Genomic DNA, 13,054 nt, shown 5'->3' with positions numbered 1-13,054 from the left:
GCAAGCTTCCTGCCCACGTGGCTGTCCGCCCGGCGCGGCGGCCGCCGTTGCCGGCCTGGTCCGGCATTGCCATTGGCTTAATTCATGTACCGCTTCACCTGGTGCCGGGTCACGCCCCGGCGATGGCTGCCGCATACCTGGTTGCTTGCGCTGGCCCTGTCGTTTGCCCTGCCCGCCGGCGCAGCACAGCCGGACCCCGGAGCCCCGACGACCGGGCCGAAGCGTCCGCGCATTGGCCTGGTCCTGTCTGGCGGCGGCGCGCGCGGTTACGCGCATATCGGTGTGCTGAAGGCGCTCGAGGAGATGCACATCCCGGTGGACTGCATCGCCTCCACCAGCATGGGGGCCGTGGTTGGCGGGCTGTACGCCAGCGGCATGTCGGCCGCCGAGCTGGAGGCCCGGCTGCTGCATACGAACCTCAGCGATATCGTGTTCGACCGCAACGAGCGTGCGCAATTGCCGCAGGCGCTGCGGGAAGACGACATCCAGTATCCCATTGGCATCTCCGCCGGCTATGGAGACGGCAAGCTCAAGCTGCCGAGCGGGCTGGTGCAGGGCAACCGCTTGCTGGCACAGCTGCAGACCTGGACGGGACAGTTCCCGGCGAACATATCGTTCGACCAGTTGCCCATTCCGTTCCGCGCGGTGGCGACCGACCTTGGCAATGGCGATCCGGTGGTGCTCGCGCGCGGATCGCTGCCGCTGGCGATACGCGCCAGCGTGGCGGTGCCCGGCCTGTTCGCGCCGGTCAGGGTAGACGGGCGCACCCTCGTCGACGGTGGCCTCGTCAGCAACCTGCCAGTACAGCTTGCGCGCGACATGGGCGCCGACATCATCATTGCCGTCAATATCGCCTCGCCGCTGGATGACCCGGCCAGCCTGGCATCGCCGGCGGCGGTGACGCAGCAGATGATCACGATCCTGACCAACCAGAACGTGGCCGCGCAAAAGGCACTGCTCGGGCCCCGTGACATCCTGCTCGAGCCACAGCTGGGACAGCTCTCGTTCACGGACTTCTCGCGTGCCGGGGACGGCGTGCAGGGCGGCTGGGCCGCGGCGCATGGCGCCGCTTCCCGGCTGGCCGCGCTGTCGCTGCCGCCCGCGGCATGGCAGGACTATCTTGCCGCGCGCAAGCCGGGCCCGGTGCTGGCCGTGCACACGCCCATCGACGCGATCGAGATCCACACCCATGGGCGCGTGCCCGCTTCATACGTGCGCCAGTACCTGGGGCTGCACGAGGGCGATGCCTACGATGCGGGCGCGCTCAACCGGAACCTGGCGCAGCTGTCCACCACCGGCGACTTCGAGAGCGTGACCCAGGAGCTGGTCAACGAAGATGGTCGCAATGTGCTCAAGGTGGACGCCCAGGAGAAATCGTGGGGGCCGCATTTCCTGCTGGCCGGATTCGGTGTTTCCACGACGTTCAACGGCCAGGGCGGCTTCAATCTGCAGCTTGGCCACCGCTACCCGTGGATCACGCAAAGCGGGCTGGAGTGGCGCAATGACATCGTGCTGGGCAGCAACCAGGCCAGGTGGCATACCGAGTTGCGTCAGCCCGTGCTCGACCGGCAAGGGTTTTATGTCGCGCCTTATGCGGAATACAAGCGCAAGCGCGTCGACCTGTTTTCTGACAGCGCGCCCGCCGACAATACCGTGCCGCTGACGGCGGTGCGGGTCGATACGGCCATGGCGGGGATGGACCTGGGTGTGCCGATCGGCAGGCTCGGCGAGTTCCGCGCCGGCATGAACTACCAGCAGGTCCGTTACTCGGCGGCGTACAGCCTGACGCCCGCGCGTGGACGCCTGTTCCCGACCGGCTACGTGCGCCAGCCTACGGTACGGGCGCAATTGACGATCGACCAGCTGGACGATTCCCTGTTTCCCCGCAAGGGCTACTACCTGTTCGCGATCAACCAGCTGGCCCTGGGCGGCACCGACAACCGCTACAACGACGTCCGGGGCAAAGCGCTGTGGGCGACCAGCTACGGCCGCCATACCTTCAACCTGGCGGCCGAAGGGGCGCTCACCTACGGCGACCACCGAGGCGACAACGCGCTGACCGGTGGCCTGGGTTTCACCCTTGGCGGCTTCCAGCACTTGTCGGCTTACTCGCCCGATCAGTTTTCCGGCAACTACCTGCTGTACGGCCGCATGACCTACCTGAACGACCTGCGCGAGTTCATCCTGCCAGGCTTGCGCACCACCGTGGTGGGGGTCAGCCTGGAGGCCGGCGACGTCTGGCTGCGCCGCAAGAACTTTGGCAGCGGGCCGTACAAGTCCAGCGCCAGCCTGTTTATCGGGGGCAACAGCGTGATCGGGCCACTCTACTTCGGCTTTGCCGCAGCGCCGCAGGGCGTGTGGAATCTCTATCTGCAGTTAGGCCGGGTGTTCTGACCCCTGGGGGCACGATGCCTTCAGGTGGTGGCCGTGTCGGCGCTGACCCCGGCCGCGGGCCGGTATTCGACAGCCGTGATCCTGCCGTTGCCGCATTGGAGGAACTGGGTGCCTTGCCACGCGACGGGCACCCCGTCCGCCACGAAGGAAACCGCGAGTCCGAACTCCGCGGTCTGGCCTTCGATATGGGGGGTGCTGGTGGCGGCGATGCGTACCGGCTGGCCGGCGGCGAGCTTGCCCAGCCGCGCGAACATGGCGACCACCGCATCCCGGTCGTCGTAGGTGCCTGCCAGCGGATGGGCGGCCAAGTGGCGCCATTGCACCGTGGGCGACAGCAGCGGGAAGACTGCCTCGAAGTGCTGCGTGGTCAGCGCCGCAATATATTCGCCGACCAGCGTGGCGATCGCCTCCGCCTCCATCGGCACTTCGACCATGCGGCGGGACTGGCGGCGCGCGCGCGCCGGATCGAAGCCGAAGAAGTCCAGCACACTGCTGACGACCTGCTCACGGTCGTTGTCGACACAGATCATGTGATAGCTGTCTTCCAGCACGACCTTGCGCACATCCGGTACCGCGGCCTCGAGGAAGTCGGCTGAGCGCAGGCTGGTCAGCTCGTCTTCGCGTGCATGCACGACCAGGGTGGGGCAGGCGATCCGGTGGGCTCCGCCCAGTACCCAGCGGCGCAGCCGGTCGACCTGCCTCACGCACGCCAGCGGGACCCAGCGATAGTGGAAGTTGTCGCCGCGCTCGAACTTGGCCTTGACCACGGCCCGCACCAGGTCGTTCTTGATGCCGAAGGGTTCGTCCTCGTCCACCCTGATGCGGGCGGCCATGCCGGGAATGTGATAGACGGGGTAGCGCAGCAAGCGGTACCAGGGGGTCGACCAGCCGTCGATGAATACCGGCGCGGACAGTGCCACCAGTTGGCCTTTGCGATGCTGCCGGCGCTCGCAGAGCGCCAGGGCCAGCAGCGCGCCCATGCACATTCCCATGACATGGAAGGTTTCATACTTGTCGACCAGCTCGTCGTAGGCGCGGGTGACCGACTCGAGCCAGTCCTCGGCAACGACCGGGAGCAGATCCTCCGGCTGGCCGCCGTGGCCGGGCAGCGTGACGGCATGGGTTTCCACGCCGACGCGGCGCAATGCCTTGTGCATGGGCCCCAGATCATACTGGGTGCCGCCCAGGCCGTGGATCAGCAAGGCGCCGGTGCCGGCGCCCTTCGGGGCTTTCATGCCGCGTTCCGTCCCTCAGCCAGCGCGGCTTCCTGCAGGCGCCAGACGCCGGCGATCACCGCGACCGATTCGTCGCCATCCAGCAGCGGGCCGCTCATGTCGACCACCGTGGTCGTGCTCCCGGGCGGCAACTGCAGGCGGAAGCGGAGGTCGCCGCGCGCTTCGCCATCGCTTTCGCGCAGCCAGCGGCGCCGGACCCGGGCGCGATCGTCAGGATGCACGCTGGCGAGCACCTGGTCCAGATCGGCGAACGCCGCTTGTGCCACGCCAAGGGCGCGCTGCAGGTTGCCGCTCCAGCGGAGCTTGCCGCTATGCGGGTCCAGGCGGTAGATCAACTGCGCGCTGGCGGCCAGCGCCAGCTCCATGTCGTTTTGCCGGCAGGCGGCCTGTTCGTGCAACTGTTCACGGCTGGTCTTCAGCGTGTTGATCAGCAGGGTGAGCAGGGCGGCGACGGCCAGGTAGATCTGGGCCTCCAGCAGCGAGCGGCCGTGGTGCGCGGCGCTCTCGGCAAATGGCCCGTCGCCCTGGCTGGTGTTGAGCAGGACAAAGCCGGCGAGGATGGCCACCGTCACCGACCCGGCGCGCCCGCCCCACAGCAGGGTGACCACGGCGGTGAAGAAAAGCGGGATATAGGTCAGCGCGAATACGATCCCGTGCGGCAGCACGGGCAAGGCCGAACCGTCAAAGATGACGATGGTGGTCAGCACCAGCGCGGCGAAGGCAGCCAGGCCGAACAGGAAGTCGCCACGGCTCATGCCTCCCGAGCGCATCGCGTGAAAGTGCGACCAGCCTGCCAGGACCGGCGTCACGATCAGGATGCCGACCAGGTCCGCGGCGGCCCAGATGCGGGCGGTCGCCCAGAAGGGGACGCCCAGCACCAGGTTGAACCAACCGGCCCCGACGACGGCGCCGGCGGTGCTGCAGATCAGGCCGGCCGTCAGCAGCCCGCGCACAAAGGCCAGCCCCTCGGTGGAGAATCCGGTCAGGCGCACGACGGCCACGGCTACCGCCGCGAATCCGATCTCGTCAAGGGAGAACAGCAGCATGCGCCAGGCTTCACGTCCTTCTACCCAGCCCAGCAGCATCTGCGCGGCAAAAAAGGCAAGTCCCAGCGGCAGCCAGCGCGACGCGCGCGCAAGCATGAAGGCGGCCACCGTGACGCCGGCCGGCAGCCAGATATAGCCGGTGGCGGCGAACGGCCCGTTGATCTGATGGGAGACATAGCCCGAACAGAAATACAACGCCGCCCACAGCAGCAACGCGGCGGCGCTATGGCTTGGTTTCACGATGGTGCTCCTTGGCTGGCTGCCGGCTTGCGCCGATTCTGGGCGCCAGGTGTGATGTTCTCTTCCCGAATGCGCCGTCCATGTGATTTTTGCATCATTTCACGGCCAGGGCAGGGTGCGGCAGACGGCGGTCCAGGCTGCAAAAGGATCGTACTTTGCCAGAATGGCCGGCTGGCGTCGATGCGCAGGGTGGAAGGCAGCACACGCCAATGGAGTGGCACCAGCCTGGGCAGGCCGGTGCCGGGGGCGACAGGCAGCCCCGATTCGCTAGCGGCGGGTGTTCGCGGGCAGCACGGAATTGCGATTTGCCTGGTTGGCGGTCTTGGCCGACTGCCGGCCTTGCTGCTGGCCGGTTTTCGCCGGCGCGGCGAAGGCTCCGGACACGGCCAGGCACAGCACCGCGGCCAGCGAGGTCCGGATTGCACGCATTTTGATCATGACAAGCTCCTCAAGGCGGCCGGCGCAACCCGCGCCGGTCCGCGCAACGATCAGAGATCAGACACCTTCGGCCGGGGTCAGTGAGACCGAATCCGGCCCTCCCGGACGGGCCCGATTACGGTTGACCCAGGCGAACACCACCGGCAGCACCAGCAGCGTCAGCAAGGTGGTTGTCACCATGCCGCCCACGATCACCAGCGCCAGCGGGCGTTGCGCCTCGGAGCCGATACCGTGCGACAGGGCCGCGGGCAACAATCCCAGGCCGGCCAGCATCGCCGTCATCACCACCGGGCGCAGCCGCAGGGCGGCACCCTCGACCACGGCTTCGTGCAGTTGATCCTCGCGAGCCAGCCGGTTGATATAGGAGATCAGGATCACGCCGTCCTGGATCGCGATGCCGAACAGCGAGAGGAAGCCGATCCCCGCCGAGATGCTCAGCGTCTCGCCCGCGATATGCAGCGACAGCAGGCCGCCAATGGCCGCGAACGGCACGTTCAGCACCACCATCAGCGCATCCTTGAAGTTGCCGAAGGTGCTGTACAGCAGCAGGAAGATGACGAGGATGGTCAGCGGCACGATCACCGCGAGCTTCTTCTGCGCGATCTTCATCTGGTTGAACTGGCCGTCCCAGAACATGGTGTACCCGGCCGGCAGCGACACCGATCCCGCCACCTTGTCCTGGGCTTCGGCCACCGCGCTGCCCAGGTCGCGTCCCCGCACGCCGAACTTGATCGCGATATAGCGCTTGCCGGATTCCCGGTAGACGAAGAACGGTCCGTCGGTGGCCTCCACCTTGGCCACCATCGACAGCGGAATGCGCTGGCCGTCGGGGGTGTCGACCAGCAGGCGGCTGATCACGTCGGGATTGTTGCGGGCGGCATCGTTCAGTCGCACCGACAAGCCGAAGGTCTTCTCGCCCTCCAGGATCTGCGTGACCGCGTCGCCGCCAATGGCAAACTGCACCGCTGACTGGATATCGTTGACGTTCATGCCGAAGCGCGCGCTCTTTTCCCGGTCCACGGAGATATTGAGCGTGGGCTGGCCCAGTTCCTTGAAGATGCCGACGTCAGCCAGTCCCGGCACCTTCTTCAGGATCGATTCGACTTCCTTGGCCTTGTCCTGCAGCGTCTGCAGGTCGGCGCCGTAGATCTTGACCGAGTTCTCGCCCTTGACCCCGGACAGCGCCTCGTTGACGTTGTCCTGGATGTACTGGGAGAAGTTGTACTCGATGCCGGGGATGCGATCCAGGTGCCCGGACAGCCGCTCCACCACCTGCTGCTTGGTGGCGCCCTTCGGCCACTCCGCCGGTGGCTTGAAGTACAAGGCGTATTCCTGGTTGAAGACGCCGGTCGAATCGGTGCCGTCGTCCGGGCGGCCGATCTGCACCGAGACGGTCTTCACTTCCGGCTGCTCGCGGAAGTACCCGCGCAGGTCGCGCGCGATCGAAGCCGAATAGTCGAGGTCGACCGTGTTGGGCAGCGTGATCCGCAGCCACAGGTTGTTCTCTTCCAGCGTGGGCAGGAACTCGGTGCCAAGATAGCGCGAGCTGTACAGCGTGGCGGCCAGGCCGAGGAAGGCCGTCAGGAACACCAGGCCCGGCTTCTGCAGCAGCTTGCGCAGCAGGGGCTTGTAGCCGCGCAGGATCACCTCGATGAACTTCGGCGAGTGCGGCCGCAGCGCCCCGCTGAAGACGAATGACGTGACCCCCGGCACGAAGGTGAGCGCCAGCACGATGGAAGCCAGCAGCGCAAAGCCCATGGTGAACGCCATCGGCTTGAAGATGATGCCTTCGACGCCGCCCATGAAGAATAGCGGCGAGTACGCCACGATGATGATGCCGGTGGAGAAGATCATGGCCCGCTGCACTTCGCTGGTGGCCTTGACGATGGCGTCCTCCACGTTCGTGTTCCCTTCCTCGAGGTGGCGCATGATGTTTTCCATCACGATCACCGCGGCGTCCACGATCAGCCCGAAGTCGATTGCCCCGAGCGAGATCAGGTTGGCCGGCACCTTGAAGTGGTCCATGTTGATGAAGGACACACACAGCGCCAGCGGAATCACCGCCGCCACCACGGCCGCCGCGCGGAAGCTGCCGAGGAAGATGAACAGCACCACCAGCACCAGCGAAATGCCGACGAACAGGGCGTGTTCGACCGTGCCCATGGTGATGTCGAGCAGGTTCTGGCGGTCGTAGAAGGTCTTGACGCGGATATTGGCCGGCAGCACGTGCTGGTTGACTTCCGCGATCTTGTCGCGCACGCGCGCCAGCACCTCGGTGGCGTTTTCATCGCGCTTCATCAGCACAATGCCTTCGACGATGTCGTCGTGATGGTCGAACTGCACCATGCCCAGGCGCGGGTTGTTGCCGATGCGCACCTCGGCGATATCGCGCACGCGAACCGGCACGCCGTTGACCTGCGTCACCGTGACGTTGCGGATATCGTCAAGCGTCTGCAGCAGGCCGACGCCACGCACCACGAACTGCTGCTCGCCGGCTTTCATCAGGCCGCCGCCGGTATTGGCGTTGGCGTTGGAAACCGCATCCACCACTTGCTTGAGCGACAGGCCGTAGGCTTGCAGCTTCTCCGGCGTGGGCACGATCTGGTACTGCTTGACCATGCCGCCGAAGGCGGTGATGTCCGCCACGCCGGAAACGTGCTTGATTTCCTTGTAGACGCTGTAGTCCTGGTAGGTCTTGAGCGTGGTGACATCCACGCCGTTGCCCTCGATGCGGTAGCGCAGGATCTCGCCGGTGGCATCGCCGTCGGGCGAAAGGCTGGGCTGAACGCCCTGCGGCAGGTTTGCCTGCGACAGGTAGGTGACGAAGTTCTGGCGCGCCTTGAAATTGTCCACGCCCTCCTTGAACTTGACTGTCACCACCGACAAGCCGAACAAGGATACCGAGCGGAACGACTGCACGTCGGGCACGCTGGCCAGCGCGTTCTCCACCGGGATGGTGATCTGCTGCTCGACCTCGACCGTGCTGCGGCCGGGCCACTGCGTGATGGCCTGCACGGTGACCGGCGCCACGCCGGGATAGGCTTGCAGCGGCAGGCGCAGGAAGCTCAGCACACCCGCGGCCAGCAGGCCGCAGGCAAGGAATACGATGACCAGGCGGCGTTTCAGGACGCTGCGGATCGGCGAGAAGACCATGATCAGGACTCCTGCTTGAGCAGCATTTCATTGAGCAGCATGCCGCCCTGCGTCACCACTTTGAGCGGTGCACCGAACGGCACGCCGCCGGTGACGGCGAAGGTGCCGTCGCTGCGCGGCGTGCCTTGCACCAGCACGCGCTCGATGTGCTTCTCGTCGGGCATGGTCATCAGCACCAGCTTGCCCTGGTCCTTGACAATGGCTGACTGCGGCACCACCAGCGCCTGCGCATTGCCGGTCACGATGCGGGCGGTGGCATACATCTCGGGCTTGAGCATGCCGTCGGGGTTCGGCACGTCGCAGCGCACCTGCAGGGTGTGGGTGTCGGCGTCGACATTCGGCGCGATAAAGCTGACGCGGCCGGTGTAGCGGCGCCCCGGGTATGCCGGGGTCTCGACCTCGATGGTCTGGCCGAGGCGCACACCCTTGATGTCGGTCTCATACAGGTTCCCGGTGAACCAGATCACGCGCGTGTCGATGATGCTCATCAGCGAATCGCCGACGTTGAGGTACGAGCCCTGGTCCATGTCGCGCTTGACGATGGTGCCGGCGATCGGCGCCCGGATCGTGAGCGTCTCGGAAATCGCGCCGCGCTCGCGAATGCGGGCAATGTCCGCGGCGGTCGCACCCAGCACGCGCAGCTTGTTCTCGGACGACTGCATGGTCAGCCTGGCGTCATCCAGCAGCTCCTTCAGGTCGCTGCTGCTGAGCGTGTGATAGGCATTGTGCGAAAGCAGGAACTCGTTTTGCGCCGCGATATATTCCGGCGAGTAGAGTTCCGCCAGCGGCTGGCCGGCACTCACCTTTGCGCCCTCATAGACCAGGATGCGTTCGACGCGGCCGGCCACGCGCGCGGAGGCCAGCTTGGCTTGCTGCACGTTATAGGCGAGCTTGCCGGGCGTGGGCGTATCAAGGGTGACGGTCTGCGCGCTGAAGGTGGCGGTCTTGACCACGTTGGGGTCGAAACCTGCCGGCGGCAGCGCCAGCACCGTGGGTATGGGTCGGGGCTTGGCCGGTTCAGTCTTGCCATAGGGGCGGGTAGCCGGGGCTTCGGCTGCCGCCGCGGTCTGGGCTTGTTGCTGTGCCCAGTATTTTCCACCCCAGATTCCGCCCGCCAATGCCGCCACAAAGCCGGCGCCGACCATCAGTTTCTTGTTCATAGGCTTAAAGTCTTGCAACCGTTATAGTTTGTCGCGCCCAACTGCCGCGGCCAGCGTGTAATAGGCCTGACGTGCCTGCGCTTCCGCCTGCGTGACCGCCAGTTCGGCAGTCTTCAGCGCCGAGCTGGCGGTCAGGAGATCGGCAAAGTTTGCGTTGTTGTTGGCGTAGTTGGTGAACGCCATCTTGTAGGCCGCCATCGCTTCCGGAACCTGCCGGCTGCGCAGGAACTCGGCCTGCTTGACCGCCTGGTGCAGGTTGTTGTGGGCGGTGTCCACAGCCAGCAGGGTCTGCTGGCGCACCGACTGGTCGTTGGCGTCGGACGCCACCTTGTTGGCCACCGCTTCGTCCACGCCGTACTTCTCCTTCGTGAAGAAGAACAGCGGGATGATCACGTCGAATTCAATGCCGTAACTGGCCGGCTTGAAGCCAAGCGGCGGGTTGTTGCCATTGAAGGTGCCGATGATCTGGAAGTCAGGCAGGTAGGCCTTGCGGGCCAGGCGCACGCCTTTTTCGGCCGCCTCCACCTGGAAGCGCGACGCGCGCACGTTGGGGTGCTCGCGCAAGGCCATGTCTTCCAGTTCGGGCAAGAGCACGGGCGGCATGCGCACGGCGCTGGCATCGGGGCGCAGCTCGAGCGGGAACTCCGGGTTCTTGCCGATGAGGGCATTGATGGTCTTGAGCGCGTTGTCGTACTGGCGCTCAAGCCCGAACACATCGTTCTGCGCGCTGCTTTGCGCCACCTGGGCGTTGAGGTAATCCACATAGCCGGCCGCGTTGTTGGCATAGCGGATGCGCGCCACCTGCTTGACCTGCTCGAGGCGCTTCAGGTTCAGGCGTAGTACCTCAAGCTGGGCCTTTTGCGACAGCGCCTGGAAATAGCCCGTACTCAGCTCGGCATAGAGCTGCAGATAGAGCGCATCGCGCTGCGCGTCGAGCGACTCGGCCTGGGTGTTGGCGATGTCGGCGGCCAGCGCCTTCTTGCCCGGAAACGGGAACGATTGCGTCAGGGTGTAGCTGAACGACTCGGCGCGCGCCAGCGCCAGCGGGCTGTTCTTGGGCAGGTTGCCCCAGATGAAGCCCACCTGCGGATTGTTGGGCGCGGCAATCTGCGGCACCGTGGCCTTGGCTGCCTGATAGAGCGCGCGGGCCTGGATCAGCTGCGGATTGTTGGCGCGCAATTCCTGGGACAGCTCCCAAAGCGAGAAACCGGGGCCCGTGACACCCTTGAGTCTTTCCTCGTCGCTGATCGCAGCGGACGATGCCGCAGGCGCGCTTGCCCCGGCCGCGGACCGGGCAGGCAGCCGGTCCCAGCCGCTGCCGGAGGCGGCGTCCGCCGGCAATGCCTTCTTTGCCGCGGGCACCAGCGGCAGCGGGTTGGTGTCGCCGCTGAGCTCTACGCCCGAGGCGGCCTGCATCCCCAATAGCAACAACGGCAACAGCGGCAACAGCACGGCGGCGCCGGCTTTTCTTTGAACTGGAATTAGAAGCATGAGACGCTCAGGTGTGATGGGCGCATTTATGACAGCTTGTTCTTTCAAATCGCTTTCCGGTTCGTTGCGGGCAGCTTTCAGATGCGCTCGCGCAACTGCCGGCTGGCGTCGTGGGAAGGAGTCAGATGCCAGGGCGCCATGGGGCGCCTGCTTCCCGCATCGCAGTTTCACAAGCCAGGAAGATCCCCTAGCCGGCGTGCGACTGCGACGGATGTCCGGTCTGCTCGCAAAGCGGGCAGACTCGCAGGAGGGCCGGCACTTCGTCCGTGGCGCCCGCCTGCGCGGTACCGCAGCGGACGGGAGCGCATCGGCATCCTGGGGTGGTCAAGGGCGCACTGCCCGGGCGGTCCGCGGGTATTACCGCATAACGGACAGCAAGGTGAACGCGCTGCTCCCAGCTTCCTTGCGGGTCCAGCTCCAATAACCACAACCGCGTCTGGATGGACCAGCGAACCACCGTCTCCGGATTGATGCCGAGTCTCCGGGCCGCTTCGGCGACCGGGATGGGCTGCGAAGCCAGGCTGAAGAACGCCAGAACCTTGCTCTGCTGCGGCCTCAGCCGTGCCATGGGGGTTCCGGTCAGCCGATTGAAGCGCCGTTGGCAGCGATGGCAGTGGAACTGAGGCAGGCCCCTGTGATCGGTGCCGTCACAAGCCGTTGCGCCACCATGGCAGCGCGGACAGCGGGGCGGGCGGCGGCTGGCGCTATGAAGCTTGCGCCATGCCGACACCAGGAAGCTGGTCAAACCGGCATCTTCGTCATGCGGGGCATTGGACGGCCAGATATGAATCAGCGTCGTCGCTGCAGGCCAGACGTCCGCAAAGCGCGCGGGGCTTGTGCTCCCCGGTGCTGCCGATCTGCCAAATTCCGCTTGCATTACTGACAGCTTCTAAGTGAATGATTGGCACAAGGCGACGCCTGCGCTGAATGACTCGGCCCCGAAAATGAACGGGCTACTGCTTCGCGGCGTGTTCACGTCGCAAATGGATACGTCGACAGCCATCTAGCCGGCCCTGGCTAACGCCCGGTCGGACGTGCACATGATCGGTCAATGATGCATTTGCCGTGATTCTATGGGTGGAGGTGCTTTTTGCGTACTGTGATTAATCACAGTAGACTTCGCTTCGAAGGCGCCCACCTTGCTTCGTATGTGATCCTCGCCGGGACGAACTGGCGCTCGCTGCCGCCGCGAAGGTGCCCGGCGAAGCAGTCTGTCAGGGCTTGATGATGCCAACCGAGGTGGCCTTGACGACCGCCTCGATCCGGGTCGCCACGCCGAGTTTCTGCCGCGCGTTGTCAATATGGAAGTCGACCGTGCGCTTGGACAACCCAAGAATGGTCGCAATTTCGCCCGAGGTCTTGCCGCGCGCCGACCATACCAGGGTGTCGATCTCGCGCTGGCTCAGGTGGACGTCCGAGTGGCCAGGCCGCGTTCGCGCGACCCGGGCCAGGCGCGTTTCGATGATGCTCTCCAGGATGTCAAAATCGACCGGCTTGGTCACGTAATCGTCGGCCCCGAGCCGGCGCCCCCTCAGTTCGGCATCCCGCTGCGCCAGGGCTGTAAGGAAAACGAAAGGCATGTCGGCAAAGCGCGGTGCCAGGGCGCTGATCTTCTCGAGCAGTTCGAACCCGGTCATCACGGGCATGCTCACGTCGCACAGGACAAGATCGGGCGCCTCGCGCAGGATGGCGGCAAAGCCTTGCTCGCCGTCATGTGCGATGCTGACCTCGAATCCTCGTTCAATCAGTTCTTCGGCAATCAGCTCGGCCGTTTCGGAGTCATCCTCGACGCAGAGAATTCTCCCGCTTAGTTGGTTCATAATTGCCTCGCTTGCGGTAAATACGGTCGTGCCGTGCCAGCCCGTGCCTTGCACCGGCTGACGCTCGGCAAGCCCCA

Annotated in this window: 9 protein-coding genes; 1 reads left to right on the top strand and 8 read right to left on the bottom strand. The window is 65.5% G+C overall.

Translation table 11 applies throughout. From position 1 onward, the window contains the following. Nucleotides 1–84: 84 nt before the first annotated feature. Nucleotides 85–2,394 carry a patatin-like phospholipase family protein gene (locus ACZ5MJ_RS19205; RefSeq protein ID WP_464225192.1) on the top strand — a complete coding sequence of 770 codons (2,310 nt, stop codon included), beginning with the start codon at nucleotides 85–87 and terminating at the stop codon, nucleotides 2,392–2,394. A 20-nt stretch (nucleotides 2,395–2,414) separates the two neighbouring features. On the opposite strand, the gene ACZ5MJ_RS19200 is transcribed toward ACZ5MJ_RS19205, so the two are convergent. From ACZ5MJ_RS19200 to ACZ5MJ_RS19165, 8 genes are all read right to left on the bottom strand, one after another. Beyond that, complete coding sequence (locus ACZ5MJ_RS19200) at nucleotides 2,415–3,629, bottom strand: alpha/beta fold hydrolase (protein ID WP_464225191.1); 1,215 nt, start codon at nucleotides 3,627–3,629, stop codon at nucleotides 2,415–2,417. Continuing rightward, entirely contained in the window at nucleotides 3,626–4,915 is a 1,290-nt protein-coding gene (locus ACZ5MJ_RS19195) for an MASE1 domain-containing protein (protein ID WP_464225190.1), read from the bottom strand. The genes ACZ5MJ_RS19200 and ACZ5MJ_RS19195 overlap by 4 nt, the downstream gene beginning before the upstream one ends. 267 nt (nucleotides 4,916–5,182) lie before the next feature. Further along, nucleotides 5,183–5,353 (bottom strand): hypothetical protein, encoded by a 171-nt coding sequence (locus ACZ5MJ_RS19190; RefSeq protein ID WP_464225189.1) that lies wholly within the window; start codon nucleotides 5,351–5,353, stop codon nucleotides 5,183–5,185. 57 nt (nucleotides 5,354–5,410) lie between these two features. Continuing rightward, complete coding sequence (locus ACZ5MJ_RS19185; protein ID WP_464225187.1) at nucleotides 5,411–8,506, bottom strand: efflux RND transporter permease subunit; 3,096 nt, start codon at nucleotides 8,504–8,506, stop codon at nucleotides 5,411–5,413. 2 nt (nucleotides 8,507–8,508) lie between these two features. After that, nucleotides 8,509–9,666, bottom strand: a complete 1,158-nt coding sequence (locus ACZ5MJ_RS19180) for an efflux RND transporter periplasmic adaptor subunit (protein WP_464225186.1) — start codon at nucleotides 9,664–9,666, stop codon at nucleotides 8,509–8,511. A 21-nt stretch (nucleotides 9,667–9,687) separates the two neighbouring features. Then, on the bottom strand, nucleotides 9,688–11,157 hold the full coding sequence (locus ACZ5MJ_RS19175) for a TolC family protein (protein ID WP_464225184.1): 1,470 nt from the start codon (nucleotides 11,155–11,157) through the stop codon (nucleotides 9,688–9,690). Between the two features lie 187 nt (nucleotides 11,158–11,344). Beyond that, nucleotides 11,345–11,725, bottom strand: coding sequence for a DUF746 domain-containing protein (locus ACZ5MJ_RS19170; RefSeq protein ID WP_464226680.1), 381 nt, complete (start codon nucleotides 11,723–11,725; stop codon nucleotides 11,345–11,347). A 646-nt stretch (nucleotides 11,726–12,371) separates the two neighbouring features. Continuing rightward, nucleotides 12,372–12,977, bottom strand: coding sequence for a response regulator transcription factor (locus tag ACZ5MJ_RS19165; RefSeq protein ID WP_464226678.1), 606 nt, complete (start codon nucleotides 12,975–12,977; stop codon nucleotides 12,372–12,374). Nucleotides 12,978–13,054 lie beyond the last annotated feature (77 nt).

Source organism: Cupriavidus sp. LA-1 (assembly GCF_055385985.1).
The sequence above is the reverse complement of the archived record's forward strand: the minus strand, read 5'-3'. Positions and strand labels throughout refer to the sequence as shown.

Bases quoted from the DNA above. Each gene is read 5' to 3' on its own strand.
- ACZ5MJ_RS19165 (WP_464226678.1), bottom strand. From the start codon at position 12,977: ATGAACCAACTAAGCGGGAGAATTCTCTGCGTCGAGGATGACTCCGAA.
- ACZ5MJ_RS19185 (WP_464225187.1), bottom strand. From the start codon at position 8,506: ATGGTCTTCTCGCCGATCCGCAGCGTCCTGAAACGCCGCCTGGTCATC.
- ACZ5MJ_RS19190 (WP_464225189.1), bottom strand. From the start codon at position 5,353: ATGATCAAAATGCGTGCAATCCGGACCTCGCTGGCCGCGGTGCTGTGC.
- ACZ5MJ_RS19170 (WP_464226680.1), bottom strand. From the start codon at position 11,725: ATGGCACGGCTGAGGCCGCAGCAGAGCAAGGTTCTGGCGTTCTTCAGC.
- ACZ5MJ_RS19200 (WP_464225191.1), bottom strand. From the start codon at position 3,629: ATGAAAGCCCCGAAGGGCGCCGGCACCGGCGCCTTGCTGATCCACGGC.
- ACZ5MJ_RS19180 (WP_464225186.1), bottom strand. From the start codon at position 9,666: ATGAACAAGAAACTGATGGTCGGCGCCGGCTTTGTGGCGGCATTGGCG.
- ACZ5MJ_RS19175 (WP_464225184.1), bottom strand. From the start codon at position 11,157: ATGCTTCTAATTCCAGTTCAAAGAAAAGCCGGCGCCGCCGTGCTGTTG.
- ACZ5MJ_RS19205 (WP_464225192.1), top strand. From the start codon at position 85: ATGTACCGCTTCACCTGGTGCCGGGTCACGCCCCGGCGATGGCTGCCG.